The organism is Paeniglutamicibacter quisquiliarum (assembly GCF_019084045.1).
In the GTDB taxonomy this organism is placed as follows: Bacteria; Actinomycetota; Actinomycetes; order Actinomycetales; family Micrococcaceae; genus Paeniglutamicibacter; species Paeniglutamicibacter quisquiliarum.
Map to the genome: position 1 here is coordinate 243,025 of NZ_JAHRED010000004.1, position 26,337 is coordinate 269,361.

General features: G+C 67.3%; 25 protein-coding genes and 1 pseudogene. 10 read left to right on the plus strand and 16 right to left on the minus strand.

Annotation, left to right across the window (positions count from 1 at the left end; all coding sequences use genetic code 11):
- Nucleotides 1-82 precede the first annotated feature (82 nt).
- From KRR55_RS09875 to KRR55_RS09890, 4 genes are read left to right on the plus strand one after another with little or no spacing between them, the layout of a single operon-like run.
- A complete protein-coding gene (locus KRR55_RS09875) occupies nucleotides 83-1,708 on the plus strand; it encodes an ABC transporter substrate-binding protein (protein ID WP_336245087.1) in 1,626 nt (541 codons plus the stop codon).
- Nucleotides 1,690-2,715: an ABC transporter permease gene (locus KRR55_RS09880; RefSeq protein ID WP_254456044.1), complete on the plus strand. Its 1,026-nt coding sequence runs from the start codon at nucleotides 1,690-1,692 to the stop codon at nucleotides 2,713-2,715. The genes KRR55_RS09875 and KRR55_RS09880 overlap by 19 nt, the downstream gene beginning before the upstream one ends.
- Nucleotides 2,708-4,333, plus strand: a complete 1,626-nt coding sequence (locus KRR55_RS09885) for an ABC transporter permease subunit (RefSeq protein ID WP_217388913.1) — start codon at nucleotides 2,708-2,710, stop codon at nucleotides 4,331-4,333. The genes KRR55_RS09880 and KRR55_RS09885 overlap by 8 nt, the downstream gene beginning before the upstream one ends.
- Nucleotides 4,330-5,034, plus strand: coding sequence for an ABC transporter ATP-binding protein (locus KRR55_RS09890; protein ID WP_217388914.1), 705 nt, complete (start codon nucleotides 4,330-4,332; stop codon nucleotides 5,032-5,034). Before KRR55_RS09885 ends, KRR55_RS09890 begins: the two co-directional genes overlap by 4 nt.
- A 45-nt stretch (nucleotides 5,035-5,079) precedes the next feature.
- Here KRR55_RS09890 and KRR55_RS09895 read toward each other — a convergent pair whose 3' ends face one another.
- From KRR55_RS09895 to pyrE, 9 genes and pseudogenes are all read right to left on the minus strand, one after another.
- Nucleotides 5,080-6,180 carry an ECF transporter S component gene (locus tag KRR55_RS09895; RefSeq protein ID WP_217388915.1) on the minus strand — a complete coding sequence of 367 codons (1,101 nt, stop codon included), beginning with the start codon at nucleotides 6,178-6,180 and terminating at the stop codon, nucleotides 5,080-5,082.
- A gap of 515 nt (nucleotides 6,181-6,695) precedes the next feature.
- The gene (locus tag KRR55_RS09900; protein ID WP_254456045.1) at nucleotides 6,696-7,580 is read right to left on the minus strand and encodes an urease accessory protein UreD; all 885 of its coding nucleotides are present in this window, start codon (nucleotides 7,578-7,580) and stop codon (nucleotides 6,696-6,698) included.
- 17 nt (nucleotides 7,581-7,597) lie between these two features.
- A complete protein-coding gene (gene ureG / locus KRR55_RS09905) occupies nucleotides 7,598-8,212 on the minus strand; it encodes an urease accessory protein UreG (protein ID WP_217388917.1) in 615 nt (204 codons plus the stop codon).
- 46 nt (nucleotides 8,213-8,258) lie between these two features.
- Nucleotides 8,259-8,960, minus strand: a complete 702-nt coding sequence (locus tag KRR55_RS09910; RefSeq protein ID WP_217388918.1) for an urease accessory protein UreF — start codon at nucleotides 8,958-8,960, stop codon at nucleotides 8,259-8,261.
- Nucleotides 8,941-9,414 (minus strand): urease accessory protein UreE, encoded by a 474-nt coding sequence (gene ureE, locus KRR55_RS09915; RefSeq protein WP_217388919.1) that lies wholly within the window; start codon nucleotides 9,412-9,414, stop codon nucleotides 8,941-8,943. Before ureE ends, KRR55_RS09910 begins: the two co-directional genes overlap by 20 nt.
- Nucleotides 9,415-9,442: 28 nt before the next feature.
- Nucleotides 9,443-11,155, minus strand: coding sequence for an urease subunit alpha (gene ureC / locus KRR55_RS09920; RefSeq protein WP_217388920.1), 1,713 nt, complete (start codon nucleotides 11,153-11,155; stop codon nucleotides 9,443-9,445).
- A 230-nt stretch (nucleotides 11,156-11,385) separates the two neighbouring features.
- A pseudogene (locus KRR55_RS20335) lies at nucleotides 11,386-11,727 on the minus strand (urease subunit beta); the annotation flags it as partial.
- 19 nt (nucleotides 11,728-11,746) lie between these two features.
- Nucleotides 11,747-12,049: an urease subunit gamma gene (locus KRR55_RS09930; protein WP_217388921.1), complete on the minus strand. Its 303-nt coding sequence runs from the start codon at nucleotides 12,047-12,049 to the stop codon at nucleotides 11,747-11,749.
- Nucleotides 12,050-12,349: 300 nt separating this feature from the next.
- Nucleotides 12,350-12,907 carry an orotate phosphoribosyltransferase gene (gene pyrE / locus KRR55_RS09935; RefSeq protein ID WP_217388922.1) on the minus strand — a complete coding sequence of 186 codons (558 nt, stop codon included), beginning with the start codon at nucleotides 12,905-12,907 and terminating at the stop codon, nucleotides 12,350-12,352.
- A gap of 152 nt (nucleotides 12,908-13,059) precedes the next feature.
- Here pyrE and KRR55_RS09940 point away from each other — a divergent pair, with 152 nt between their 5' ends.
- The 3 genes from KRR55_RS09940 to KRR55_RS09950 are packed head-to-tail and all read left to right on the plus strand — an operon-like array spanning nucleotide 13,060 to nucleotide 15,113.
- A complete protein-coding gene (locus KRR55_RS09940) occupies nucleotides 13,060-13,512 on the plus strand; it encodes a MarR family winged helix-turn-helix transcriptional regulator (RefSeq protein WP_217388923.1) in 453 nt (150 codons plus the stop codon).
- Between the two features lie 47 nt (nucleotides 13,513-13,559).
- Nucleotides 13,560-14,384 (plus strand): ammonia-dependent NAD(+) synthetase, encoded by an 825-nt coding sequence (gene nadE / locus KRR55_RS09945; protein ID WP_217388924.1) that lies wholly within the window; start codon nucleotides 13,560-13,562, stop codon nucleotides 14,382-14,384.
- A 30-nt stretch (nucleotides 14,385-14,414) separates the two neighbouring features.
- Nucleotides 14,415-15,113: a peptidyl-tRNA hydrolase gene (locus tag KRR55_RS09950; protein ID WP_336245088.1), complete on the plus strand. Its 699-nt coding sequence runs from the start codon at nucleotides 14,415-14,417 to the stop codon at nucleotides 15,111-15,113.
- On the opposite strand, the gene KRR55_RS09955 is transcribed toward KRR55_RS09950, so the two are convergent.
- Nucleotides 15,100-16,329: an acyl-CoA dehydrogenase family protein gene (locus tag KRR55_RS09955; protein WP_217388925.1), complete on the minus strand. Its 1,230-nt coding sequence runs from the start codon at nucleotides 16,327-16,329 to the stop codon at nucleotides 15,100-15,102. The two genes, KRR55_RS09950 and KRR55_RS09955, sit on opposite strands and share 14 nt — an antisense overlap.
- 143 nt (nucleotides 16,330-16,472) lie before the next feature.
- Here KRR55_RS09955 and KRR55_RS09960 point away from each other — a divergent pair, with 143 nt between their 5' ends.
- Nucleotides 16,473-18,188, plus strand: a complete 1,716-nt coding sequence (locus tag KRR55_RS09960) for an AMP-binding protein (RefSeq protein WP_217388926.1) — start codon at nucleotides 16,473-16,475, stop codon at nucleotides 18,186-18,188.
- A 52-nt stretch (nucleotides 18,189-18,240) separates the two neighbouring features.
- A complete protein-coding gene (locus tag KRR55_RS09965) occupies nucleotides 18,241-18,765 on the plus strand; it encodes a MarR family winged helix-turn-helix transcriptional regulator (RefSeq protein WP_217388927.1) in 525 nt (174 codons plus the stop codon).
- 37 nt (nucleotides 18,766-18,802) lie between these two features.
- Here the strand turns inward: KRR55_RS09965 and KRR55_RS09970 are convergent, their stop codons facing one another.
- From KRR55_RS09970 to KRR55_RS09995, 6 genes are all read right to left on the minus strand, one after another.
- Nucleotides 18,803-19,510 (minus strand): ABC transporter ATP-binding protein, encoded by a 708-nt coding sequence (locus KRR55_RS09970; RefSeq protein ID WP_217388928.1) that lies wholly within the window; start codon nucleotides 19,508-19,510, stop codon nucleotides 18,803-18,805.
- A gap of 68 nt (nucleotides 19,511-19,578) precedes the next feature.
- Complete coding sequence (locus KRR55_RS09975; RefSeq protein WP_217389004.1) at nucleotides 19,579-20,694, minus strand: ABC transporter permease; 1,116 nt, start codon at nucleotides 20,692-20,694, stop codon at nucleotides 19,579-19,581.
- A 132-nt stretch (nucleotides 20,695-20,826) separates the two neighbouring features.
- The gene (locus KRR55_RS09980) at nucleotides 20,827-21,642 is read right to left on the minus strand and encodes an MBL fold metallo-hydrolase (RefSeq protein WP_217388929.1); all 816 of its coding nucleotides are present in this window, start codon (nucleotides 21,640-21,642) and stop codon (nucleotides 20,827-20,829) included.
- 129 nt (nucleotides 21,643-21,771) lie between these two features.
- A complete protein-coding gene (gene mmsB, locus KRR55_RS09985) occupies nucleotides 21,772-22,698 on the minus strand; it encodes a 3-hydroxyisobutyrate dehydrogenase (protein ID WP_217388930.1) in 927 nt (308 codons plus the stop codon).
- A gap of 15 nt (nucleotides 22,699-22,713) precedes the next feature.
- Nucleotides 22,714-23,787 carry an enoyl-CoA hydratase/isomerase family protein gene (locus tag KRR55_RS09990; RefSeq protein WP_217388931.1) on the minus strand — a complete coding sequence of 358 codons (1,074 nt, stop codon included), beginning with the start codon at nucleotides 23,785-23,787 and terminating at the stop codon, nucleotides 22,714-22,716.
- A gap of 5 nt (nucleotides 23,788-23,792) precedes the next feature.
- On the minus strand, nucleotides 23,793-25,292 hold the full coding sequence (locus KRR55_RS09995; RefSeq protein WP_217388932.1) for a CoA-acylating methylmalonate-semialdehyde dehydrogenase: 1,500 nt from the start codon (nucleotides 25,290-25,292) through the stop codon (nucleotides 23,793-23,795).
- A gap of 240 nt (nucleotides 25,293-25,532) precedes the next feature.
- Here KRR55_RS09995 and KRR55_RS10000 point away from each other — a divergent pair, with 240 nt between their 5' ends.
- Nucleotides 25,533-26,336: an exodeoxyribonuclease III gene (locus tag KRR55_RS10000; RefSeq protein ID WP_217388933.1), complete on the plus strand. Its 804-nt coding sequence runs from the start codon at nucleotides 25,533-25,535 to the stop codon at nucleotides 26,334-26,336.
- Nucleotide 26,337 lies beyond the last annotated feature (1 nt).

Sequence of the window (26,337 nt, forward strand, 5' to 3'; positions counted from 1 at the left end):
CCAAACAGACAGATGTAAAGTAGGGGCAACAGCAACTTCCCCCACATGCCCGGTGACACAGTGAAAGGCCGAAACCCCGAAAGTGCGCAAACCACAACGCCTGATGCGGCTGGCCCTTCTGTGCTCCATTCTATTGGCCGGAACCGGCTGCGCACCCGTGGCACCGGGGGCCGGCGGTGCCGAGTCCTCTTCCTCCCTTGCCCTGCTGACCGCGGCCCTGCCCGAGACGCTGAACCCGCTGGCGGGGTTCGACAGCAACGGCACGGGCAAGATCAACGAATCCCTCTTCACCCTCGAGGGATCCCCGGATGCCTTGCCGGGGATCGTGCCGCTGCTGGCCGCCGCCGAACCCACCGTCTCCAAGGATGCGCGCACCTGGACGATCCGGCTGCGCACCGATGCAGGGTTCAGCGACGGAACCGCCCTTGATGCCGAGGATGTCGTGGCCAGCTACCGGGCCGTCATGGACCCGGCGAGCGCCTCCCCCATCATGGGCACGCTGTCCAACGTCGCGGCGGTGAGGGCCCTGGATCGGCACACCGTGAGGTTCACGCTGCGCGAACCCCAGGTTTCCTTCAAGACGGCCCTGCTGATCGGCATTGCCGCTTCCGAGGCCATCGTGCCCGGCGTTCGGGTCGAGGACTCCCCGCTGAACCGCGCCCCCGTCGGCACCGGACCGTACCTCGTGGAGTCGTTCGGCCCCTCGCGGCTGGTCCTTGCCGCCAACCCGGATTTCCGTGGCGGGGAGGTCGCGCCCAGGCGCGTCACCTACGAGGCCGCGCCCGATGACAACGCACGTGCCCAACGCATGCTGGCCGGGGAATTCGATGGCACCGTCCTGCCGCCGCGCTTGGCGCAGACCTTCTCCGGCAAGCCCGGCTTCGAGCTGGTGAGGGCCACTTCCGCCGACTGGCGCGGCCTTTCCCTTCCCGCCCGGAACCCGCTGACCCGCGATCCCAGGGTGCGGTTGGCCATGAACCTTGCGGTGGATCGGCAGGCAATGATCGACGGCGTGCTGGCCGGATCCGGGCGCCCGGCGCACACCTTCGTGTCGGCCGAGTACGAGGATGCGTTCAACCCCGCCGCAGTCTTTGCCCATGACCCGCAGCGCGCCGCACGGCTGCTGGACGAGGCCGGATGGGTTGCGGGCGGGGACTCCATGCGCTCCAAGGACGGCATCCCCGCGGCATTCACCCTGATGTACAACCCCGGCGACCAGCTGCGCCGGGACCTTTCCCTGGCATTCTCCGCGCAGATGAAGCAGTTCGGCATCGACGTCGCGGTCGAGGCGGCGACGTTCGACCAGGCCGAGCCGCGGATGGGCACCGACGCCATCATGCTTGGCGGCGGCGACACCCCCTACGACGTGGACACGCAGCTGTACAAGTTGCTGCACTCCTCCTACCCTGCCGCCGGCGCCTACTACGACAACCCGAGCCGGTACTCCGACCCGGCCATGGACCGCGCCCTGGAAACCGGGCGCACCACCCTGGACCCCGCCAAGCGGGCCGCCTCCTACCGCGAAGTGGCGCGACTCTACGTCGAGGAGCCGTCCATGGTCCTGCTCGCCTTCATCGACCACAGCTATGTCCAGCGCTCCGCCGTCTCCGCCCGATGGCAGGGAACCGGGACCCTGCTCGAGCCGCACGACCACGGCACCGCGTGGGGACCGTGGGTCAAGATCGGGCAATGGGTTCCACGGCAATGAGCCGGCGGACGGCGGAACTCCCGGCGCGGCGGCGCTCGCGTGCCCGGGAAGCCTGCACCCTGCTGGGGCGCCGGGCGCTGGTCGGGGTTCCCGCCACGGCCGGGATCACCGCCGCCGTCTTTTGGCTGGCGTCCCTGGCGCCGTTCAACCCGCTGGCCCTGTACATGGGTTCGCACTACGAACACGCCACCGAAGCCCAACGGGATTCCCTAGCCCGGGAGCTGGGGCTCAACGATGCCTGGTACGCGATCTGGGGCCGCTGGGTTCGCGGCGCGCTGCACGGGGACTGGGGGGTCTCGCGCATCTACGGGCAACCGGTGGCACAGGTCGTCTCCGAACGGCTTCCCTTCACCGTGCTGCTGGCAGGGCTGGGGTTGCTCGTGGCGATTGCCCTCTCCGTGGTCCTGGCGGTGGGAGCCGCCCGGCGTCCAGGCTCGCCCGTGGATGCCGCGGCGCTGGGCCTGGTCCACGTTGCCCAGGCCATCCCGCCCTTTGTCCTGGGGCTGGTGGCCATCGCCGTCTTCGCGATCGGGCTGGGGCTGCCGGCCGGCGGTGCCGCCGCGGGTGGGGCGGACCCCACGCCGGCGGGCCTTGCCCTGCACCTGGTCCTGCCGGTGGCCGTGATGGCGGTGACCCTGTTGCCCTGGCTGGTGCTGAACCTGCGGGCCTCGGTGCTCGAGGCGCTCGAGGGAGACGCGGTGTTGGCGGCCCGCGGACGCGGACTGGGCGATTCCGCCATCATGCGTTCCCACGTGCTTCCGGTGGCGTTGTTGCCGTTCATGACCGTGGTGGGTTCCCGCCTGGGCGAGCTCGTCACCGGTGCCCTGCTCATCGAGGCGGTGTTTTCCTGGCCGGGACTGGCCTCGGCAACCGTCGCCGCCGCCACCGCGGGCGATTTCCCGCTCCTGGCTGCGGTCACGGCCCTGACCTGTGCGGCGGTGTTTGCCGGTTCCGCGCTGGCCGACGCCTGTTACCTCCTGCTGGATCCGCGGGTGAACGATGTCTAGGCCCCGCCCGCTTCCGGTTCTCCTGCTGGCCCTGGCCGTGCTCTATGCCGTGCTGGTCCCCTGGCTGCAGCCGCTGGATCCGCGCGCGGTGGATCTGGATGCGGTGCTGCGGGCTCCGTCCGGCGACCATTTCATGGGAACCGACCAGCTGGGCCGGGACGTGTGGATCCGGTCCGCCCAGGCGCTTCGGATGTCCCTGCTGGTGGCGTTGCTGGCCTCCGCGTTTTCGACCCTCCTGGGCGTCGGGGTGGGATTGCTGGCCGCGTGGCGCGGCGGGCTTGTCGACCGCATTGCCATGCGCCTGGTGGATGCCACCAACGCCCTGCCGCACCTGCTGCTGGCCGTGGTCATCGTGGCGTTGTGGCGCGGCCAGTGGTGGGCCATCGTGCTGTCCATTGCGCTGACCCATTGGACCCAGGTGGCGCGGATCGTGCGCGCGCGGCTCCTGAGCGAACGCACCTCCGACTACGTCCGGCTGGCCCGGGCCTCGGGCGCGGGAACGGCATTCATCTGGTTCACCCACCTCCTCCCGGCGGTTGCCCCGCAGGCCGCCATTGCCCTGGTGTTGCAACTGCCCCACGCCATATGGCACGAAAGCTCGCTGTCCTTCCTGGGCGTGGGGCTGCCCCCGGAATCCGCATCGCTCGGCCTGCTGCTGGAGGATGCCCGCGGCGGGTTGCTGTCGGGCGCCTGGTGGCTGCTCGCCTTCCCCGCCGGGCTGCTGGTGCTGGTCAGCTGGTCCACCACGTCCCTCATCGACTCCGCGGGCACGGTGCGGCCGCGCCGCCGGCCGGCGCCCTTCCCCGCGAAGGCCACCGGCTCCGCCCCGCAGGAGACCGCCGCCGAGGCGGACCGGGCTTCCGCCGCGGCCATCGCGGTTGCGGACCTGAGCCTTTGGTTCCCTTCGGCCACCGGTGCCGGGGCGGACACCCAAGTGCTCAAGTCCCTGGACTACCGGGCCGAACCCGGGTGCATCAACGTCATCCTTGGAAGCTCGGGGGCGGGCAAGTCCCTGCTGCTGCGCACCCTGACGGGGCTGTTGCCAGGAGATGCCCGCTTCACGGGAAACATCGCCGTGAACGGACGCACCCTCGACGCGGCGGGACTGGCGGCGGCGCGCGGCACCGAAACCGTCCTGGTTCCGGGGTCGGCCGGCACCGCGTTGAACCCCGTGCGGACAATCTCCGCGCAGATGCGGCAAACGCTCAGGGCCTCACGGCGGCCCGCCTCCCCCGCCGATGCCCTGGAAGCACTCGAAGCCGCGGCCATCGACGAGTCGCTGGCCGCGCGCTACCCCCACGAGCTCTCGGGCGGGCAGGCGCAGCGAGCGGCCCTCGCCCTGGGCATCGCCACCGGTGCACGGATCCTGCTGGTCGACGAGCCCACCAGCGCGCTGGACGCCGCCACCACGGGGATCCTTGCGGAACTTCTGCGTGCCCAGGCCGCGTCCGGAACCACTGTCATCATGGTCACACACGACCTCGAGCTTGCCGGTGGCATCGCCGACCATGTGGCGGTGCTGGAGGACGGTCTGGTCGTCGAATCGGGGCCCGCCGCGCGCGTCCTGGCAAACCCGGCCCATCCGGCAACCGGTTCGCTGTTGGGAACACCGGCATGAGCCTGGAACTGGCAGGGGTTTGCTACACCCACCCCGGTGCCGCACCCGGGACCCGGCCCCTGCTTGAGGGCGTCGGCCTGGAAATCGGCGCGGGCGAAGTGGTGGGCCTGGGCGCCCCCTCGGGGGCCGGCAAGACGACTTTGCTGGGTCTTGCCGCATTGATGGTTCGGGCGGACCGCGGCACGGTGTCCATCAACGGACGGACATTCGCACCCGACGCCGCGGTCCCGCGCCGGGTGCGCCATGGCGTGGGCGTGGTGCTTCAGTCTCCCCGGGCGGCCGCCGATCCGCGTCTGCGGCTTGAATCGCTGATCTGCGCCCCGATGTCCATCCGCGACGGCGCCCTGCGTCCGCAGCCGCGGCGCTACCCGGAGCGACTGGCCGAGCTGGCGGAGCTGGTGAATTTGGAGCCGTCACTGCTGCGCCGCTACCCGCACCAGGTCTCGGACGGACAGCTCCAGCGGGCCATGGTGGCACGCGCGCTCGCCCTCGACCCCGCGGTACTGATCTGCGACGAGCCCACGGCCCAGCTGGACGCGCGAAACACCGCATCCATCCTGCGGTTGCTGGCGGACCGCGCCGCCGCGGGGTCCGCCGTCCTCATTGCCTCGCACGACGGTGCCGCGCTGCCCAGGATCGCCCATGGGATGGTCGATCTGGCGCGGATCAACCGCCCCGCAGATCCTGCCGGGCGCGCCTAGGGCCGGCATTCCGTCAGGTGGACGTGTCCCGGACCGGAACGCTGCTCAGGGCGGGTCGGCGACCTGTGGCGAGACGCCCATCCGGGAACCGGGCCTTGCCGCCCGTACCGCCAGAGGGGCTTGCCACGTGCGGAAACCACGCGTGGCACCGCCGGCGGGGTTGCCGACCGCCTTCAAATGGAGCATCACGTCGGCGCTCAGGGTTTCGTAGAACGGAACCTCGATCCATCGCCGCACCGCGCCCAGCGCACTCAGGACAACGAAGCCGGTCAGGAGTTTGTCGGCCAGGGAATGAACCACATTCGATCCCAGGACGGCCACGGACAGGGGACTGCCCATCTCCGCGAGGTTCCGGGTCGTGGCCTCCGAGGCATGGCCGGTTCCTCCGTTGAACAGCAGGACCAGCAAGGTGGTTGCGACCACCGAACAGCTGAGTGCGACGAGGACATTGAGCAACAGGTATCTGGGGAAGGTCTGGCACAGTCGGAGGCAGCGCGCCCCGTATCCCCACACCAGGGCACCGACGACGTTGACGAGCGCGAAGGCAATCGACGAGGAGTCGGTGATGGCCAGCCCAATGGCGTTGGTTGACAATCCCACGGCCACCCCGGCCCAGGGACCCAGCGCTATCGCCGCTATCGCCGTGCCCACCATGTCGAAGTACAGTGGAAGCCCCAACCCGGCCACGAGGCTGAACCCCAGGACGTTCAATCCGACACATGCCAGAATCAGCATGAGTTTTCGGCCCCTGGCCAGAGCCGCCGCTTTTTCCGCCACGGGCCGGGGTGCCGGGGGTGCAGGTTCCAGCAAGGGGGCCGGTGCCGCTGGCTGGTTCCTTCTGGCGTGGAGGCACCGCTCCTGCAATTGTGCGGCCTCGGTTTCGGAGGCCCCCAGGACGCGGGCGATTTCACCGACAAGCTGGGGATTCACCCGCGTCCGCCCGGTTCGGAAGGCGTCGTAGACGGTGGTTCGGGCGGGGCGGGCATTTCCGGCGTCCACGCCGTGGCGTTCCCGGTGGGCGGCAATGCGTCGAACGATCTCGGCGTAGGAGACATCGCCTGCGGCAAAGCGCAGTTTCTGCAGGTCCTGCGCGATTTCGTCATACGATCCCGCAAGGCCGTCCACAGCGCGGGGTTGATCAGTCATTCGGTCCTCTTCGGCCAGGGCCACGCGCATCCTGCGCAATGCATCAGCTGCAATCATAGGCATCGGGCGACCCCGCCCGGAAAGTGGTGACGACCCGTTCGGAAAATTCGGCCTTGTTCGGGGTTGTTCGAGAATCTGTGGACCAGCCATTTTCACTTGCCGCGTCAGCTATCTTGATATTTGGGCTGCCGCCAACGCCCGGTTTCCACCGGCCGGGACAGAAAAGCCGCGGCCCCACCGGGCCATCGAGCCCTCGGGCCGCAGGCATATTCCTCACCTGGAATTTAATGCCAGAATCATGGCTGGCCTCCTGGCGCCCGGAAGCGAAGGCACTGACGGTATCAGGACCGTCGCCCGTGTACTCGGCACGACCAAACTTGGGGGCGTGCCGAGCACAGGGGCCTGTCCGCCCCGCTGAATGGGATGCGCCGCGGGACGGCGCGAAGCAAGTTCCCGCGCAGGCCTGCCGTCGCCCGGGCCATGGGCTGCCGGTGATGGCGCGTGTGGCGCGGGTCCTAGTACTTGCGCAGGTTCAGCGGCCTCTGGCCCCGCAGGTGGTGGCGCAGTTCGTCGACGACGGCCATCAGGACCGCATTGATTGCCTCGGTGGAGTTCGACAGCGCGCGCACCGCGACCCCGGGCCCCGGCACCTGGCTGATGCCCAGGTGCACCGGCGTGCGCTGGGCCTGCCCGACGCGGTAGGCCAGCTCGCGGATGCGCTCGACGTCGCCGGGCGCGATCTTCGCGTCGATGGCCAGCAGCATGCCCACGTGCGTGTAGTCCTGCAGGAAAAGCAGTGAATCCAGCGAATCCTCCCCGGGCCGCACCAGCAGGTTGTCCAGCACCGCCAGGCGCCCGCCCACCGAGACCTCGGTGCGCAGGCGCACCTCGTCGTAGCGGAAGAGCTTCCCGTCCGGGCTCCACCCGGGGGTGAGCACCTCGCAGAACAGCAAGCTGGAGTCTTCGTGCATGTCGACGCTCGTGAACTGCCGGTAGCTGGCCCCGCGGTAGGCGATGAGCTGGTCGGGCACGTATTCGAGCACCGCACCCGGCCCCAGGCGCACCACCATGTCCTGGCGGGCAAAGGTGCCCGGGGTCTTGTAGACCTTGGTGGCCGACTGGGTGGTCAGCAGCAGCGAGGTGTCCTCGTCCACCGAGACCTCGATGCCGTAGTTGTCCCCGCCCAGGTACCCGCCCCCGGGGTTCACGATGGTGTAGCAGACCTGGGCGGTGTCATCGAGGTAGTGCGGGCGCAGGATCCGCAGCGCGCCCTGGTGGTACTGCCGGGTGGCGATGGCCTTGCCTGCCCGGGTTCCCACCTGCAGGCGCAGCTCGCCCACGAGCTTGGTTCCCGCAAAGGGCGAGGGGCCCAGCTCCCGGATTGCCGGAGGTTCGGCCATTGTCGGTGCCATTGGCCCTAGCCCAGATCCAGCATCAGCACCTCGTGCTTGAGCCAGTCGATCACGGTGTCCAGTCCCTCGTCGGTCTTGAGGTTGGTGAAGCAGAAGGGCTTGTCCCCGCGGAACTCCTTGGAGTCGCGTTCCATCACCGACAGGTCGGCGCCCACGTAGGGTGCCAGGTCGGTCTTGTTGATGATGAACAGGTCGGACTTGATCATGCCCTGGCCGGCCTTGCGCGGGATCTTCTCTCCCTGGGCCACGTCGATGATGTAGACGGAGAAGTCCACGAGTTCCGGGGAGAACGTCGCGGAGAGGTTGTCTCCCCCGGACTCGACGAAGATGACCTGCAGGTCCGGGTGCTTGGCCTTCAGCTCCTCGATGGCCGCGGAGTTCATCGAGGTGTCCTCGCGGATCGCGGTGTGCGGGCAGCCGCCGGTCTCGATGCCGACGATCCGATCCAGCGGCAGCACGCCGTTGGCCGCCAGGATCTTGGCGTCCTCGATGGTGTAGATGTCGTTGGTGATCGCGGCCATCGACACCTCGTCGTTCAGCCGCCGGGTGATCCGCTCGATGAGCTGGGTCTTGCCGGCACCGACGGGCCCGCCGATGCCAATCTTGATGGGTTCCATCATGCACTTCCTTAATCTCATGGGTTTCCCGCGCCGCGTGTCCGTCCGGTCAGGACATGAACATGCGGGCGCGCAAGTGTTCGTGGCGCATCTGCGCTATTTCCAGGCCCGGCGCCGCCGCGCCCAGGTCTTCCTCGTCCAGGGTGAAGATGGTGTCCACGGCCGCCAGCACCGGGGCATGCATGGCCCGCAGCACCCGCTGCCCGGCGTTCTGCCCGATGGGGATCCCGCGGATCGCGTTCTGCGTCAGCGAGGTGACGGTCGAGAACAGGTAGGCGGCCACGGTGTCCGCGCACGGGGCGCCGGCACCTTTCGCGCCCAGGGCGAAGGCGATGCCCGGGTGCCCGGAGCATGCCCCGGATTCCACCTGCAGGCGGTACGCTTCCAGCTCGGGCGTGGGGAAGACGCTGGTGGCCACGTGCAGCATGCGCGCACCCATCTTCACCCCGGCCTCGCGGATCTGCCGCGGCACCGCCGCGGCAGTCACCAGCGCATCGATGCGCGCCAGCTCCTTTGCCCCGGCGGCCTCGTGGGCAAGGCGCACCGCCAGCCCGTCGGTATAGGCCAGGGACTGGGCGATGAACCTTTCGAGCCACAGCGTGAAGCTGGCCTCGTCGTGCACGGTCCGGGCGTCCAGGTAGCTTTCCAGGCCCATGGAGTGGCTGAAGGCGCCGGTGGGCAGCGCCGAGTCGGTCAGCTGCAGCAGCGTCAGCAGGTGGCCCGGCCCGGGGCTAGTGGGTGTGTTCGGCATGGCGGAACGGCACCGGCATCACGCGCTCCCGGCGCCGGTACGGTGTTCCGTGGTGCTTGAGGAAGTCCTCCACGGTGTGGTCGTACTGCACCACCATCACCGCGGCACCATAGTCGGAATCGGCGTCGAAGAACTGGGCCTGCAGGTGGCGGTTGCCCAGGGCGTGCGCCACCTGCCCCATCTCGAAGATGCTGCCGGGGGCAATGACCAACACGTCGGTGGGCAGCACCGAGATCGTGATGATTTCCTTCTCGTTGCGGAACAGGATGTCCCCGTCGACAAGGTCGGGTCCCGGGGCCAGGCGGATGCCCAGCTCCCGGCCGTGGTCGGTGGTGACGCGCTGGATGCGCTTGACCAGGGCCGAGGAGGGCAGCACGACTTTTTCTTCGTGCAGCTTTGCCAGCTCGGCCTCGGGAACATCTTTCTTGTTCCCCGTCAGCTGCTCGATGATCATGAAACTCCTTGTGGTTCTCGCCGTCGGTTTAGAAGAGGAAGTAGCGCTGGGCCATGGGCAGCACGCTGGAGGGCTCGCAGGTGGCCAGCACGCCGTCGACGGTGACCTGGTAGGTCTGCGGGTCGACCTGGATGTCCGGGGTTTCCCCGTTGAACTTCATGTCGGCCTTGGTCAGCGAGCGGATCCCCGACACCGGGCGGATGACCTTGCGCAGCCGCAGGCGTTCGGGCACGCCCTCCTCGATCGCGGCCTGGGACAGGAAGGTGATGGAAGAGGAATGCACCGCTGTGCCCAGCGCACCGAAGTTCTCGCGCAGGGTGCGCGGCTGCGGGGTGGGGATCGAGCCGTTAGCGTCGCCCATGAGCGACTGAACGATCAAACCGCCCTTGATCACCATGTCCGGCTTCACGCCGAAGAACGCCGGTTCCCAGAGCACCAGGTCGGCGAATTTGCCTTCCTCGATGCTTCCGATGGAATCGGCGATGCCGTGGGCGATAGCCGGGTTGATGGTGTACTTCGCCACGAACCGCTTGATCCGGAAGTTGTCCCCGACCTCCGGGTCGCCCTCCAGCTTGCCGCGCTGGCGCTTCATGGCGTCGGCGACCTGCCAGGTGCGCAGCACCGTCTCCCCGACGCGTCCCATGGCCTGGGAGTCGGAGGAGGTCATGGAGAACACGCCCATGTCGTGCAGCACGTCCTCCGCGGCGATGGTTTCGGCGCGGATGCGCGAGTCGGCGAACGCGACGTCCTCGGGGATGTCAGCGTTGAGGTGGTGGGCCACCATAAGCATGTCGAGGTGCTCGTCCACGGTGTTGTTCGTATACGGCAGGGTCGGGTTGGTGGAGGCCGGCAGCACGTTGGACAGGCCCGCCATGCGGATGATGTCCGGCGCGTGTCCGCCGCCGGCCCCCTCGGTGTGGAAGGTGTGGATGACACGGCCGTCGATGGCCGCGATGGTGTCCTCGACGAAGCCGCATTCGTTCAGCGTGTCGGCGTGGATGGCGATCTGCACGTCGAATTCGTCGGCGATCTTCAGCGAGTTGTCGATGGAGGAGTGGGTTGCACCCCAGTCCTCGTGGATCTTCAGGCCGATGGCGCCGGCGCGGATCTGCTCGGCCAGCGGTGCACGCGCGCTGGCGTGCCCCTTGCCCAGGAGGCCGATGTTCATCGGCAGGTTTTCCACGGCCTGCAACATCCGGGAGATGTGCCAGGGCCCGGGCGTCACGGTGGTGGCCTTGGATGCGTCCGAGGGCCCGGCGCCGCCTCCGATCATGGTGGTGACTCCGGAGGCCAGTGCCACCGGGATCTGGTCGGGGCTCACGAAGTGGATGTGGGTGTCGATGGCCCCGGCAGTGAGGATCTTGTGCTCGCCGGCGATGATGTCGGTGGCCGCGCCGATGGTGATGTTGACCCCGTTGGTGATGTCGGGGTTTCCGGCCTTGCCGATCTTGAAGATATGGCCGTCGCGCAGGGCGACGTCGGCCTTGTAGATCCCGGTGTAGTCAAGCACCACCACGTTGGTGATGACGGTGTCCGGGATGTCCTGGTCGCGGGTCATCTGGCCGTTTTGGCCCATGCCGTCGCGGATGACCTTGCCGCCGCCGAAGACCACCTCGTCGCCGTAGTTGGTGTAGTCGTGCTCGATCTCGGCCAGCAGCTCGGTGTCCGCCAGGCGAATGGCGTCCCCCGTGGTGGGGCCGTACATTTCCGCATAGTGCTTGCGGCTCATCTCGAAACTCATTTGGTGCCCTCCGCTTCGGGATCCTCATTCACGGCATCCTTGGAACCGGCTTCCTCGCCTTCCTCGCTGGCGCGCCGGACCTCATCGGGGTGCGGCGGCAGGGATTCGTCGACCTCGTCGACGCCGAAGTCGGTGTGGAAGCCCACGGATTCGCGGCCCAGGTTGGGCAGGTCGATGTCGTAGTCGGCGACCAGCTCGGCCTCGGTGATCGGGTTGATGCCGGCAGAACCGCCAATGGCCTCGGTTTCGACCGCGGGGATGGTTTCGCCCACCGGTCCGTTCACGCGGTCCTGGAATCCGTAGACGTGGCGGCGGCCGGCGAATTCGACCAGGTGGACGGTCTTGGCGTCCCCGGGTTCGAAACGCACCGCGGTGCCGGCGGGAATGTCCAGGCGGAAGCCGCGGGCCGCGACCCGGTCCAGGTCCAGCTGCGGGTTGACCTCGGCAAAGTGGTAATGCGATCCGACCTGGATGGGGCGGTCCCCGTGGTTCACCAGGTTCAGGATTCGGGTTTCGAGCTCCGCGTTGCAGAGCACGGGCTCGTCACGCAGGATGTATTCTCCCGGTTTCATGGTCTTCTCTCCCTTAGGCCTAGCGAATCGGGTTGTGGACGGTGACCAGCTTGGTTCCGTCGGGGAAGGTCGCCTCGACCTGCACGTCGGGAATCATGTCGGCGACCCCCTCCATGACCTGCTCGCGGGTCAGGATGGTGGTTCCGTAGCTCATCAAATCCGCCACCGTGCGCCCGTCCCGGGCACCCTCAATGAGTTCGTAGGTAATGATGGCTACGGACTCGGGGTGGTTGAGCAGCAGTCCGCGGGCCTGGCGTCTGCGTGCCAGGTCGGCGGCAACAACCACCATGAGTTTTTCGTGCTCACGCGGGGTCAAATGCATCTAGGGCTCCAGTTCTCAACAGCGGTAATGAAATACGCCACCCGTTATCTTCAACCGGCGGGTAGATGCGCCGGGAGGTCCGTGGATAGGGCAAGAATAGCAGAAGAAAACCGGCAACCATCTTGCGCGTGGGCTGGCGCGCCAGCACCTTGGCCCGTGTGCTGATTCGCGGCTCCCGGGGTGGCGACGAGAGACTTCCAACCATTGCCTGACCTCGGACAAAGACAGAACGTCCCGCCGTTTCCACTGTGGGTGGAACCGGCGGGACGCCCTGGCGTTTCCCTCGCGGCGTCGGGTCTCCTAGAGACCCAGCTCGTCCTTGCCGTAGGCGTAGAGGTAGGGCACGCCGGCCTCGGCTTCGATGCGCTCCTTTGAGCCGGTGTCGCGGTCAACGATCACTGCCACCGCCACGACATTGCCGCCTGCCTTGCGCACGCCCTCGACGGCGGTCAGCGCGGATCCGCCGGTGGTGGAGGTGTCCTCGAGGACCACGACATTGCGTCCCTCGACCGAGGGGCCTTCGACCTGGCGGCCCATGCCGTAGGACTTCTGCGCCTTGCGGACCACGAACGCGTCGATTGCGCGCCCGGAGTGTCCGGCTGCGTGCATGAGCGCGGTCCCCACCGGATCCGCACCCATGGTCAGGCCGCCGGCATTGGTGAATTCGATCCCCGCCTCGTCGAGCATTTCCAGCATGACGGAGCCGACCAGCGGGGCAGCCTCGTGGTGCAGGGTGATGCGGCGTAGATCGATGTAGTAGTCGGCCTCCTTGCCGGAGGAAAGGATGACCTTGCCGTGGACCACGGCGAGTTCCTTGATGAGTTCGAGCAGGCGGGTGCGCGCGGCAGTGTTGGTCATGGGTTCAATTCTAGTTTGGCCGATGGCATACCTGCGATCGCAGCGGCTATGTGTCATCGTTTGGCCGGCACCGGCGGCCCCGCCACACCCCACCCGGGGCGCAGCCTCCCCGACTACAGACAGGCAGGTGGTCCCCGGGTTAGGGTGGGGTCATGACCGATTCTCGCCCATTGGGTTACTGGCTTAAATTGGTTGACTCGCTCATCTCCGAGCAGTTCGCCAACTCCCTCGAAGAGCACGGCGTCACGCGCCGGCAGTGGCAATTGCTCAACGTCCTGTCGCGCGGTCCTGCCACCGGCGGCGAGCTCACCGCCGCCCTGGCTCCCTTCTTTGGGGAGGCCCAGGCGGAGGACGAGCCCGCCAGCCCGTCCGAGCACCTGGCCGAGCTGGTTGAATCGGGCTGGGTCGCCGAGGAGGGCCACACCTTCACACTCACCGAGCGGGGTACGGTGTCATTGGACCGACTGACCGAGATCGTCGACTCCATGCGCGAGGAATCAAGCGCGGGGATCACCACCCAGGAATACGCCACCACCGTTGAGTCCCTGAGGAAGATGGCCGGCAACCTTGGCTGGGACCCCAACAGGCCACCGGCAGACGCGTAGGGCATTTCCATCACGGCCCGGTCCCGGTGACAGGCTAGGCTTGGCACATGCGCGAACTACAGGCTGCCATCATCAAGGAAATGGGTGTCAAGCCCCGGATCGACCCCGCCGCGGAGGTCCGTGCCCGCATTGATTTCCTCAAGGAGTACCTCACCGCCACGCACACCAACGGTTTCGTGCTTGGCATCTCCGGAGGGCTGGATTCCACCCTGGCCGGGCGTCTGGCCCAGCTTGCCGTCGAGGAGCTCCGCGCGGCGGGAACCGACGCCAAGTTCGTTGCCGTGCGGCTCCCGTACGGAACCCAGCTCGACGAGGACGACGCGCAGGCCGCCCTGGATTTCGTGGCCGCCGACGTCGAACGAACCTTTAACGTCAAGGCCGGCGTCGATGGCCTCGAATCCGCCTTCCACAAGGCCGTGGGCACACCGATCTCGGATTTCAACAAGGGCAACATCAAGGCGCGCATGCGCATGATCGCGCAGTACACGCTGGCCGGCGAGGAGAACCTCCTGGTGCTCGGCACCGACCACGGCGCCGAATCCGTCACCGGGTTCTTCACCAAGTTCGGAGACGGCGGTGCGGACCTCCTGCCGCTCTTCGGATTGAACAAGCGCCAGAACCGCGAGCTGCTGAGGCACCTGGGTTCCCCGAAGCAATTGTGGGAAAAGGTCCCCACGGCCGACCTGCTCGACGGGCAGCCGCTGCGCACCGACGAGGACGAGCTGGGCATCACCTACGAGAACATCGACGACTACCTGGAGGGCCGCGAGATCCCGGAAGCCGCCGCGTCCCTGATCGAGGGCAAGTTCCTGCGCACGCGCCACAAGCGCACCACCCCGGTCACCATCTTTGACACCTGGTGGAAGGCCTGAGCGGTGCCGGAACCGCATAGGCTGGACCCCGTGGAAAGCACCCTTAACGAACCATCCCCACGTCCCGAGGCACCGGAAAATCCGGAGGCGGAATTTCCGGAGCCGACCGGCGAGCTGGTCCAGCCCATCATCCTGCTGGTGGACCGCGAGGAACCCTGCCCCGAGGACGAGGGCATTGCCGTCGCGGCGCTTGCCTCGGTCGGCGCACTGCTCGCCAACCCGCGCCACCCATATTGGCGACCGTGGGCGCAGGGCGCGTTTGCCAAGAGCGTCCGCCGGGCCGACGCCAAGATGTTCGCCAAGGTCGCCGGGGAATTCCCCGGACACACCCTGGCGCAGATCGGGACGGCCCGGGCCATGGGATTCGCGCCAATGCAGGCAGACTCGCTGCCCAAGCGCCTGGCCAAACTCCAGGTCTCGGGAACGACCCTGCCGCCGGGTTCCCCGATGGATCCGACGGCGGTACGCATCACGCTGAACGACTCATTGGGGATGAGCACCGGCAAGGCCGCCGCGCAGGCGGCGCATGCGCTGTTTGCCTGGGTACTGGAGGGAAACCCGCAAGACCTTGATACCTGGCGTGCGGCCGGCTGCCCGCTGTCGATCGAGCGCCTGGACTCCAAGGCATTCAGGAAGAATGCGCGCTCGGCCAGCGGCCCGGTCATCCATGATGCCGGCCGCACCGAGATCACCCCGGGCTCCGCAACGGCGTTCGTCAATGTTGGTTGACGAACGCCGAGATGCCGGTGACGGCCCGGCCGACGATCAATGAATTGATTTCGTAGGTTCCCTCATAGGTGTAGAGGACTTCAACGTCCCCGAAAAGCTTGGCCATCTCATAGTCGCTGGTCACGCCGTTGCCTCCCAACAGCGCACGTCCCTTGGCCGCGGATTCCCGGGCCAGGCGGGTGGTGGTCGACTTGGCCAGGGCGGCCTGGACCATTTCGAGGTCCCCGCTCCCCTGGATCCTGGCCAGGTCCGCCATGAGTGAAAGACTCGCCATGGCGTTGCCCAGGATCTCGGCCAGCGGCAGCTGCACCAATTGGAAGCCGGCAATGGGTGCACCGAACTGCGTGCGCGCCAGGGCATAGTCCCTGGCAATGTCGAAGATCCCCAGCTGCACGCCCGCTGCCTGCCACCCCACCCAGGCGCGCGAGTGCTTGAGCAGTTCGTTGGCTGCCGCGAAGTTCCTGGCGCCGGGCAGCCTGTTGGATTCGGGAACACGGACCGCATCCAACCGGATATCCGCATTTTGCATGACCCTCAAGCCGATCTTGTTGGAGATCTTGGTCGCGCTGAAACCGGGGCGATCCGATTCGACGATGAAGGCCTTGATCGCCTGGTCCTGCGTGTCGCGTGCCCACACCAGGGAGAAGTCGGCCATGGTGGCCGCACCGATCCAGCGCTTGGCCCCGCTGATGACCCATTCGTCGCCGTCGCGGGTGGCCGTGGTGGCCAGTCCCCCGGCAATGTCGGAGCCGTGCTCGGGTTCGGTCAGGGCAAAGGCACCCAGGGCCGTGAATTGGGTCAGTGCGGGCAGCCATTTCTCCTGCTGCCCTGCCGATCCCAATTCCCGGATCATGCCGACGATGAGTTCGTTGTGGATGCCAATGAGGGCCGAGAGGGAGACATCGGCGCGTGCGGCCTCGACATAGACCAGGCCCTTGAAAAGTTCGCTGCTGCCGTCCAGCTGGATTCCGCCGAGCCCGTGGGCTGCCATTTCGGGCAGGAGATGGTGCGGGAACTCCTCGCGGTTCCAGTACCCGAGGGATTCGGGGCGCACCCGGTCCTGCAGAAACGTGCGGATTTCGCGCAGGCGCCGACGTTCGGACGGCTCCAGCTGCTGCCAAATGTGCATCAGGTCGACGTCCGGAAACGGCAGCCCCGCGGCGTTTCGCTCAATGCCGGCTACGGCGGTGGTTGCCTGGTTCTCACTCAATGGCATGAGAGGGTGACTCCTTCTGTCCGGTGAAATGTTTGGCTCGATGTTTGCAAGCCCTTCCAAACCCTTGGATATCCAAGTATATTTGCAAGTGATTCAAATCACTAGGGCTTCCTACTAATTGGGGTCCGGGCGAAAGGACGGCAATGACGGTTACCGAAGAATTCCGTGCAGCACGCGACCGGCTTTTGGAATTGCGCACCAATTACACCGGCGCCCGCCAGGAATTCAGGTGGCCCGAGTTCACGGAGTTCAATTTCGGCCTGGACTGGTTCGACCAGGTGGCCGGGGACCCGCTGCGCGCAAACACCGATGCGCTGGTCATTGTCGAAAAGGACGGTACGTCAACGCGCCGCACGTGGGCCGAATTGTCTGCCCGTTCCGGCCAGGTCGCCAACTGGATGCGCTCGATCGGCATGAAGCGCGGCGAGAAAATGATCGTCATGTTGGGGAACCGGGTGGAACTCTGGGAGATCATGCTGGCCGGCATCAAGTTGGGGATGGTCATGATCCCCACGACCACGCAGATGACCCATCTGGACCTGCAGGACCGGGTCGAACGGGGCGGGGCGCGCTGGGCCCTGGCCGGTCGCGGAGACACCGATAAGTTCGACCGGGTCGCCGGCGACTACACGGTGGTCCACGTCGACGGCGACGCACCGGCGGGCGCCGTGGACTACACCGAGAGCACCGGGCATCCCGCGGAATTCGAACCGGAAGTCGCAACCAAGGCAGATGAAACCCTGCTGCTGTATTTCACCTCCGGCACCACGTCCAAGGCCAAGCTGGTGGAACACACCCATACCTCTTACCCGGCCGGGCACCTGAGCACGATGTTCTGGATCGGCCTGGAGCCCGGGGACGTGCACCTGAATGTCGCTTCCCCGGGCTGGGCCAAGCACGCGTGGAGCAACTTCTTCACCCCCTGGATTGCCGAGGCGACGGTCTTCCTCTACAACTACGAACGCTTCGACGCCAAGGCGCTCATGGCCCAGATGGACGCCGAGGCCGTCACGAGCTTCTGCGCCCCGCCCACGGTGTGGCGCCTGCTCATCCAGGCCGACCTGACGGCGCTGAAGAACCCTCCGGCCAAGCTGGTGTCGGCCGGCGAGCCGTTGAACGCCGAGGTCATCGACCAAGTCAGCCGCGCCTGGGGACAAACGATCCGCGACGGCTTCGGGCAAACCGAAACCACCGTGCAGATCGCCAACCCGCCGGGAATGCCCATCACGATCGGCGCCATGGGCCGTCCCATGCCCGGCTACGACGTGGTCCTCATCGACCCCGCCACCGGGGAAGCCGGCAACGAGGGGGAAATCTGCCTGCGGCTGGAGCCACGTCCACTGGGGCTGATGAAGTCCTACTACGGGGATGCGGAAAAGACGGCGGATGCCTTCCGTGACGGCGTCTACCACACCGGCGACATGGCCGAAATGGACGAGCAGGGGGTCATCACCTACGTGGGTCGCGGGGATGACGTGTTCAAGTCCAGCGACTACAAGCTCAGTCCCTTTGAGCTGGAATCGGTGCTGATCCAGCACCCCGCGGTGGCCGAGGCAGCCGTGGTGCCCTCCCCCGATGAGCTCAGGCTGTCGGTTCCCAAGGCCTTCGTGGTCACGGCCGCGGGCCACGAGCCCTCGGTGGAGCTGGCCGAAAGCATCCTGGGTTTCTGCCGGGAACACCTGGCTCCCTTCAAGCGGATCCGCCGGTTGGAGTTCGCCGAGCTTCCCAAGACTATTTCGGGAAAGATCCGGCGGGTGGAGTTGCGCAACAGCGAGGTGGCACGCCACGAGGGCGCCGCGGGGCTCCTGCCCCAGGGGGTCGAGTACCGCGACGACGATTTCCCGTCCCTGAAATCCTGATGCCCGAGGTGGCTTGGATAAGCTGGGGCACGAGTTCTATCCGGAGGGAACATTGAGCCAACCACTACCGCGCGACCCGATCCTGGAAGCGCAACGCAATTGGGAACGCCACGGGTGGCAGGACGTCGCCGAACCCATGGCGGCGATCACCGCGCTGATGCGGACGCAGCAGATCCTTTTGCAGCGCGCGGAAACGGTGCTCAAGCCATTCGGGCTGACGTTCGCCCGGTACGAGATGCTCGCACTGCTGAGCTTTGCCCGCGACGGCGAGCTGGCCATGAATCGGGCCAGTGCCCTGCTGCAGGTGCATGCCACCTCGGTGACCAACGCCGTGGACCGGCTGGAGGGCGCCGGGCTGGTGGCACGCACCAAGCATCCGACCGACAAGCGCACCACGCTCATTGCCCTGACGCGGCAGGGCAGGGAGCTGGCCGCGGCCGCCACCGTCGAGCTCAACGCCCAGGTCTTCGCGGACTCCGGTTTTTCCGACCGCGACATTTCCACGTTGATCCGGATCTTCAGCAAGTTCCGCCGCGAGGCCGGGGACTTCTCCGCGGACGAGCCGGCTCCCAAGTAGGGCGAGGCCCTTCCCCGACGCCATGGCCTTGGGCCGTCTAGGCGTCGACAAGCTGCGCGAGGCCGAGCCTTCCGTCGCGCATGGTGGCGACGGAGTCGGTGAGCGGGATGAATTCGGTGTCGTGCGTGACCATGACGGTGGCCACCGAAAACTCCTTGGTCACCTGGGCCAAAAGCCTCACGATTGATTCGCTGCGCGCATGGTCAAGCGCGGCGGTGGGCTCGTCGACCAGCAACACCTTCGGCTGTCCCATCAGGGCGCGGGCGATGTTGACGCGCTGGCGCTGGCCTCCGGAGAGTTGGTGCGGGCGCTTCCCGGCGGCGTCTGCCAGCCCCACGATGTCCAGCAGCTCCAGGGCGCGCGACCTGGCGGGCTTCAGCGGCCTGCCGCGCAGGTGGTCGGAGATCATCAGCTGTTCGACGGCGGTCAGCGAGGCCAGCAGGTTGGGTTGCTGGAAGATGATGCCGACCTTCTCGCGACGCAGAGCGGTCACCTGTGCATCGTTCAGGTCGCTGGCGGTGGTTCCGTCGATGATGACCAGGCCGCTGGTGGGCCGGATCAGCGTGGCGGCGGCGGCCAACAGCGAGGACTTTCCGGAGCCCGAGGGGCCGATCAACGAGAGCATCCGGCCTGCGCCCACACCGAGGTTGACGCCGTCCAGGGCCTTGAGGGTGCCCTGCCCGTCCGGATATTCCAGGGTCAGGTCGATCAGTTGCAGGGGCATGGTGGTGGCAGGGGTGCGCATGGGAATCCTTTGCGGGGAGGGCGGGGAAAGGGACGGGAAAGGGACGTGGGCCGCGGCCTGTCGAGGGGCTAGTTGCCACCCAGGGCGATCAGCGGATCGACCTTGGTGACACGGGAGACGGCGAGCGCCGCCCCGGCCAGGCCGAGCGCGAAGACCCCGAGGATGGGCAGCAGCGTGGTTGCGGGGCCCAGCAGGAAGGGAGCCGCGTTGGCGGCGAGGGAGCCGCCGAGAATGCCGATGCCGCCGCCGATCCCGGCACCGAGCAGCAAGACGATGCCGGCCTGGGTGATGGCGTCCCGGAGCACATAGCGGCCGGAGCCGCCCAGGGCCTTGAGCACGGCGATGTCGCGGGTGCGCTGCACGGTCCAGACCGTGAGGAAGGCAAGGATCACCAGGGCCGAGATGCCGTAGAGGAAGCCCTGCATCATCAGCAGCGAGCCGTTTTCGCTCTTGTAGGACCCGAGCGCGGCATAGGAGCCGGTGCGGGTGGTGCTGGCGGTGGCGGCAGCGGTGTTCGCCGCGTCGGTGTCAACGGAGGACCCCTCCTGGTTGGTGACGGCGATGACGGTGCCGGCCTGGGTGTCGTCCCCCAGGTGGGCGAGCCTGGCCCAGGAGTCGAGGTCGGTGTAGACCACCGAGGTGTGCGAGTACCAGTTGTCCGCGGCAATCCCTCCGACGACCAGGTCCACCCCGGCCATGGAGACGGTGTCGCCGGTCTGCAGCGACAGGTCCTCGGCCACGGACGCGCCGATGACGACTTCTCCCCCGGCCACCGGCAGGGGTGCAAGGGAGCTGCCCTCCGGGAGGCCGAAGACCGCCACGTTGGTGGTTCCGGTGCTGGTTTCCGAGCCGGCGGCCGAGCCCTGGAAGCGGGTTTGGGTGATGCCGAGGGCCTCGGCCGACGCGACGCCCGGACGATTGCCCCACGCCGCGACCTGGTCCGCGGTGACCTGGCTTTCGGTGAAGGAGGCCTTGGGGTCGTTGCCGCTGGCGGCACCGAAGGCGATGGTGTCAACGGGCGTGGTCGCCGAGCCGAGGTTTTTCAGCGCGGAGGTGGATTGGTCGCCCAGGCCGGCGGTGAGCCCGGAGAGCATGACCAGCAGCAGCGTGATGAGGGCGACCACCGAGCCCATGAGAGCGAAGCGGCCCTTGGCGAAGCGGATGTCGCGGATTGCGAGGAACACGGCGGGAGGTTCCCTTTCGGTGGATGGTGCGGGGGTCTTGCCGGCGGCAATGTCCCCCTTCTTATCTCCCATCCTCCGTTTTCCCGCACCCGTGCGCATCGACCATATGGTCGATTGGTGCCGCCCCTGCCGCTACTCGGGCATCTCCCCGTTGACCCACGAAATGTACCGGCGCAGCGTCCGTTCGACCGCGGTGTGGGCGTCCTCCTCCAATACGCCGAAGGCGCTGTACATCCGGGTGAACTCCAGCGGCATCACGATGTCAAGGATGCGTTCTATGGCACTGGCGGGCAGCGGGATGTTGTTGACGTAGCTGCGCATGGCGTTTGCCGATGTCCTGTCGCCGCCCACGGCAATGGTGTCCCCGCTGACCAGCACCCCGGCACCCTTCCGCCCGGCCGGCCAGTGCACGACGCTGCTGCCGGCGAAGTGCCCGCCGCATTGGTACATCCAGAGGCCGGGGAGCATCTCGACCTTTCCTTCCCATAGCCTGATGACAGGATCCGGGCGCCGGATCCACTGCTCATCTGCCGCGGCAACGTACACGGGGACGTGTCCGAAGCGATGGCTGTACTGGATGGACGAGCCGGTCAGGTGCGGGTGGCTCGAGGCAATGGCCGCCACCCCGCCGAGCTCGTCGATGCGCCGCGCACCGGCCGCATCGATGAACCCGGGCGGCTCGAAAAGCAGGTTGCCGCCGGGGGTGCGGACCAGCAGTCCCCGCTGTCCAATGCCCAGTTTCGGTGTCGTGGTAATGGCATGGAGGTTGGGCTCCAGCTCCCGGACCTCCATGCTGTGGCCCCGGGCTTCGAGCTCGTCCCGGGTGGTCCAGGACTGGCCGGACGCGGGAACCCATTGGCGTTCGTCCTCGCAGATCTCACAGCGCCCGGGCGACTCCGGGGCATCCGCGTGCTCGATGGCGCAGGTGGAGCAGCTGAAGATGGTCATCAAGTCCCGCTTCCCTCGATTTTCAGGGCGTGGCCACAGCGAGCGGGCCCCAACGACCGTCCAGGACAAAACCTGTCATGAACGTCGCTGGTCCCAGGCCTGCCCGACTGGATTGAAACGCTGCCTTGCCTAGCTTCCGGATCTGTCCCGGATCTCGGTGATGATGCCGGAGAAGTCGCGGCCGGCCCCGCCCTCGTCGGCGAACTTGCGGTAGATCTGTGCGGCCATCGGGCCCAGTTCGGCCGCGACCCCCGCATTCTCCACGGCGTTCAGTGCCAGGCCCAGGTCCTTGGCCATCAGCGCCCCGGCGAACCCCGGAACATAGTCGCGGTTGGCCGGCGAGGTCGGCACGGGACCGGGGACCGGGCAGTTGGTCGTCACCGACCAGCATTGTCCCGAGGCCGTGGAGATCACGTCGAACAGCGCCTGGTGGCTCAGTCCCAGCTTTTCACCCAGCACGAAGGCCTCGGCGGCACCGATCATGGAGATGCCCAGCAGCATGTTGTTGCAGATCTTCGCCGCCTGCCCTGCCCCGTGCCCGCCGCAGTGCACCAGCTTCTTGCCCATGACCTCCAGCAACGGTGTGATGTGCCCGAGGTCTTCCTCCTCGGCGCCGATCATGAACGTCAGCGTTCCGGCCTCGGCTCCGACCACGCCGCCGGAAACCGGCGCGTCGGCGGAGCGGTGCCCGGCGGCCAGTGCGAGCGCCGCGGCCTCGCGGGCCTGGGCCACGTCGATGGTGGAGCAGTCAAGGAACAGGGTGTTCGGCTCGGCGCTTTCCAGCAGCCCGGGTGCGCCCACGCCGCGGTAGGCGTCGAGCAGGATGTCCCCGGAGGGGAACATCGTGAGCACGATGTGTGCGCCGGTGGCAGCCTCGATGGCCGAGGCAGCACAGGGCACCCCCGCCTTGGCCGCCGCGTCCATGGCCGCGGGGACGACGTCGAAGCCCACCACGTCGAAGCCGGCCTTGATGAGGTTCACGGCCATGGGCTCGCCCATGTGCCCGAGTCCCAGGAATGCTATCCGGCCCGCTGCCGCGGGCGATTTTTCAGACATGTTCTTCCTCCAGCGTTATTCGACCGCGTCGCTCAGGGCGCGTGGGTTGAGTTTGAGTTCGCGTTCCCCGAGCGGGGCGAAGCAGGCGTCGATGTCTTCCTGCCGCACCTTTGCCAGGGTGGCGGGATTCCACGCCGGGGCGTAGTCCTTGTCGATGACCTGGGCGCGTATTCCCTCGGGGAAGTCGCTGGATCCGAGAAGGCGCAGCCCGACCCGGTATTCCTGCTCCAGCGCCTCTTCGAGGGAATCCAAGTCCCTGGCGCGGCGCAGCGAGGCCAGGGTGAGCTTCAGCGCGGTCGGCGACTTCTTGGCGAGCGTCGCCACGGCGTATTCGGCTTCCTCGTTTCCACCGCGTGCCAGGTCCTGCAGCGAGGAAACGATGCCCTCGATGTCGTCCAGCCCGTAGGCCCTGTCAAGCCAGGGCCGCCAGGATTCCAGGTTCGAGGCGGGTGCGGGAAGAACGAATCCCGGCAGCGCCTCGTGCACCGGCGTGGACTCCAGCGCCTCGAAGAGCTCCTCCGCGCGGGAGAAGTCGATGAGGTGGTCGGCGAGCCCCAGGTACAGCACCTCGGCAGCGCCCAGGTGTTCGCCGGTGAGCGCCGCATGGGTGCCGGTTTCCCCGGGGGCGCGGGAGAGCAGGTAGGTGCCGCCGACGTCGGGGACGAAGCCGATGGTGGTCTCCGGCATGCCGCTGCGGGTCCGCGTGGTGACGAGCCGGTGGCTTCCGTGCGCGGAAATCCCGACTCCCCCGCCCAGCACCAGGCCGTCCATGTAGGCGATGTAGGGCTTGGGATAGGCGTTGATGAGCGAATTGAGCCGGTATTCGGTCGCCCAGAAGGCCTCGGTCTCCGTGCCGCCGGCCGCGATGTCGCGGTGGATGGCCACGATGTCGCCGCCGGCGCACAGCCCCCGTTCCCCGGATCCGCGCACCAGCACCTGGCTCACCGCCGGGTCGGCGGCCCAGGCGGTCAGCGTCTCGAGCATGGTTGCCGCCATGGAAGCGGTCAGGGCATTGACGGCGCGTGGCCGGTTCAGCGTGATGACGCCGAGGGTGCCGCGCACCTCGGAAAGGATCTGTGGTTCGTCCACGTCGCCTAGCTTCCTTCCGGCATCACGAAGCTGGCGCCCTCGCGGATGCCCGAGGGCCAGCGCGTGGTCACGGTTTTCGTCTTGGTGTAGAAGCGGAAGGCGTCGGCGCCGTGCTGGTTCAGGTCCCCGAATCCCGAGGCCTTCCAGCCGCCGAAGGTGTAGTAGGCGATCGGGACCGGGATGGGCACGTTGACCCCGACCATGCCGACCTGGACGCGCGAGGTGAAGTTCCGGGCGGTGTCGCCGTCTCGGGTGTAGATGGAGACGCCGTTGCCGAACTCGTGTTCCGAGGGCAGGCGCAGGGCCTCCTCGTAGTCCTTGGCCCGCACCACGCAGAGCACCGGGCCGAAGATTTCCTCCTTGTAGATCCGCATGTTTTCGGTGACGTTGTCGAAGAGGGTGGGGCCGACCCAGAATCCGCCTTCGCGGCCCTCGACCTTCAACCCGCGCCCGTCGACCAGCAGCGAGGCCCCCTCGTCGACGCCGACCTGGATGTAGTTCTCGATGCGCTCCCTGGCGCTTTGGGCCACGACCGGCCCGAAGTCGGATTCCTTGTCCATGCCGTCGCCCACCTTGAGCTGCGCCACGCGTTCCTTCAGCTTGGACACCAGGGCGTCGGCGGTGGCCTCGCCGACCGGGATCGCGACGGAGATGGCCATGCAGCGTTCGCCGGCAGAACCGTACCCGGCGCCCATGAGGGCGTCGGCAACCATTTCCAGGTCGGCGTCGGGCATGATCACCATGTGGTTCTTGGCCCCGCCGAAGCACTGGGCGCGCTTGCCGTTGGCCGCTGCGGTGGCGTAGATGCTCTGGGCGATCGGGGTGGAGCCCACGAAGCCGATGGCCTTCACGCGCGGGTCCTCGAGCAATGCGTCGACGGCTTCCTTGTCCCCGTTCACGACGTTGAAGACGCCGTCCGGCAGCCCTGCCTCGGTGAAGAGCTCGGCCAGGCGCAGCGGCACGGAGGGGTCGCGCTCGGAGGGCTTGAGGATGTAGGAGTTTCCCGCGGCCAGGGCCGGGCCGGCCTTCCACAGCGGGATCATGGCGGGGAAGTTGAACGGGGTGATTCCGGCAACCACGCCGAGGGGCTGGCGCAGCGAGTGAACGTCGATGTCGGTTCCGGCGCTGTCGGAGAATTCGCCCTTGAGCAGGTGCGGGGCGGCGGCACAGAACTCGATGACCTCGAGTCCGCGCTGGATGTCACCCTTGGAATCCGGGAAGGTCTTGCCGTGTTCGCTGGTCAGCAGCGCCGCCAGCTCGTCCATGTTTGCGTAGACGAGTTCGACGAACTTGTTCAGGATGCGGGCCCGGCGCTGGGGATTTGTCTGCCCCCATTCGACCTGCGCGGCCTCGGCGACGGCGACGGCCGCGCCGACCTCGTCGGCCGAGGCCAGCGGAAGCCTGGATTGAACCGCACCGGTGGAGGGGTTGTACACGTCGGAGAAGCGGCCGGAAGTTCCTTTGGCGTGGGCGCCGCCCACGTAGTGGGTCAATTCGCGGGTCATGTGATGGATGCTCCTAAGCAAGATTCGCCTGAACGCGGCAGCGGCCTGTGATGCGCACCACGCCTGTTACCCAAAAATATACTCGGACTTCCTACTAAATTGCTAGGTCTTGCCGCACCCGGGCCTTGCCCATGGCCGCACATTGCACGTGCGCCGCGGCACGGAGCCCCCACCCGGCAGGTGGGCAACCGGCGGCTGCGCAAAACTGACCGCGGTGATGAGAGTTGATAGGTTGGGAGGGTGAAGATTGCTACTTGGAACGTGAACTCCCTTCGTGCCCGTGCCGACCGCGTCGAGGACTGGCTGCGCCGCGCCGACGTCGATGTCCTGGCGATCCAGGAAACCAAGTGCAAGGACGAGAACTTCCCGTGGGAGTTGTTCGAAAACAACGACTACGAGGTCGCCCACTTCGGCCTCAGCCAGTGGAATGGCGTGGCAATCGCCTCCCGCGTGGGCCTGGACGACGTGGAACGCACCTTCGTTGACCAGCCGGCCTTCGGCAAGGGCGGCAAGGACGCCGTCCAGGAAGCGCGCGCGATCGCCGCGACCTGCGGGGGCGTGCGCGTCTGGAGCCTGTACGTGCCCAACGGCCGGGCCCTTGAGGACGAGCACATGCCCTACAAGCTCTCCTGGCTCGATACCCTCAACAAGCAGGCCGCCGGATGGCTGGCCGAGGACCCCCAGGCGCAGGTCGCCCTGATGGGCGACTGGAACATCGCCCCGCGCGACGAGGACGTCTGGGACATCGACTTCTTCCTCGCCAATGAACTCACCCACGTCTCGGCCCCGGAGCGCGCCGCCTTCGAGGCCTTCCTCGAAACGGGCTTCACCGATGTGGTGCGCCCGTACACCGACACGCCCAAGACCTACACCTACTGGGACTACACCCAGCTGCGCTTCCCCAAGAACGAGGGCATGCGGATCGACTTCACGCTGGCCTCCCCCGCGCTGGCCGCCCGCGTGATCGGTGCCGAGATCGACCGCAACGAGCGCAAGGGCAAGGGTGCCTCCGACCATGTCCCGGTGATCGTGGAGCTGGATTAGC

Bases quoted from the DNA above. Each gene is read 5' to 3' on its own strand.
- ureG (WP_217388917.1), bottom strand. From the start codon at position 8,212: ATGATGGAACCCATCAAGATTGGCATCGGCGGGCCCGTCGGTGCCGGC.
- KRR55_RS09960 (WP_217388926.1), top strand. From the start codon at position 16,473: ATGACGGTTACCGAAGAATTCCGTGCAGCACGCGACCGGCTTTTGGAA.
- KRR55_RS09930 (WP_217388921.1), bottom strand. From the start codon at position 12,049: ATGCATTTGACCCCGCGTGAGCACGAAAAACTCATGGTGGTTGTTGCC.
- KRR55_RS09970 (WP_217388928.1), bottom strand. From the start codon at position 19,510: ATGCGCACCCCTGCCACCACCATGCCCCTGCAACTGATCGACCTGACC.
- KRR55_RS09900 (WP_254456045.1), bottom strand. From the start codon at position 7,580: ATGGCCGAACCTCCGGCAATCCGGGAGCTGGGCCCCTCGCCCTTTGCG.
- ureE (WP_217388919.1), bottom strand. From the start codon at position 9,414: ATGATCATCGAGCAGCTGACGGGGAACAAGAAAGATGTTCCCGAGGCC.
- KRR55_RS09940 (WP_217388923.1), top strand. From the start codon at position 13,060: ATGACCGATTCTCGCCCATTGGGTTACTGGCTTAAATTGGTTGACTCG.
- KRR55_RS09895 (WP_217388915.1), bottom strand. From the start codon at position 6,180: ATGACTGATCAACCCCGCGCTGTGGACGGCCTTGCGGGATCGTATGAC.
- mmsB (WP_217388930.1), bottom strand. From the start codon at position 22,698: ATGTCTGAAAAATCGCCCGCGGCAGCGGGCCGGATAGCATTCCTGGGA.
- KRR55_RS09885 (WP_217388913.1), top strand. From the start codon at position 2,708: ATGTCTAGGCCCCGCCCGCTTCCGGTTCTCCTGCTGGCCCTGGCCGTG.
- KRR55_RS09955 (WP_217388925.1), bottom strand. From the start codon at position 16,329: ATGCCATTGAGTGAGAACCAGGCAACCACCGCCGTAGCCGGCATTGAG.
- KRR55_RS09980 (WP_217388929.1), bottom strand. From the start codon at position 21,642: ATGACCATCTTCAGCTGCTCCACCTGCGCCATCGAGCACGCGGATGCC.
- KRR55_RS09890 (WP_217388914.1), top strand. From the start codon at position 4,330: ATGAGCCTGGAACTGGCAGGGGTTTGCTACACCCACCCCGGTGCCGCA.
- KRR55_RS09910 (WP_217388918.1), bottom strand. From the start codon at position 8,960: ATGCCGAACACACCCACTAGCCCCGGGCCGGGCCACCTGCTGACGCTG.
- nadE (WP_217388924.1), top strand. From the start codon at position 13,560: ATGCGCGAACTACAGGCTGCCATCATCAAGGAAATGGGTGTCAAGCCC.
- KRR55_RS09880 (WP_254456044.1), top strand. From the start codon at position 1,690: ATGGGTTCCACGGCAATGAGCCGGCGGACGGCGGAACTCCCGGCGCGG.
- ureC (WP_217388920.1), bottom strand. From the start codon at position 11,155: ATGAGTTTCGAGATGAGCCGCAAGCACTATGCGGAAATGTACGGCCCC.
- pyrE (WP_217388922.1), bottom strand. From the start codon at position 12,907: ATGACCAACACTGCCGCGCGCACCCGCCTGCTCGAACTCATCAAGGAA.
- KRR55_RS09995 (WP_217388932.1), bottom strand. From the start codon at position 25,292: ATGACCCGCGAATTGACCCACTACGTGGGCGGCGCCCACGCCAAAGGA.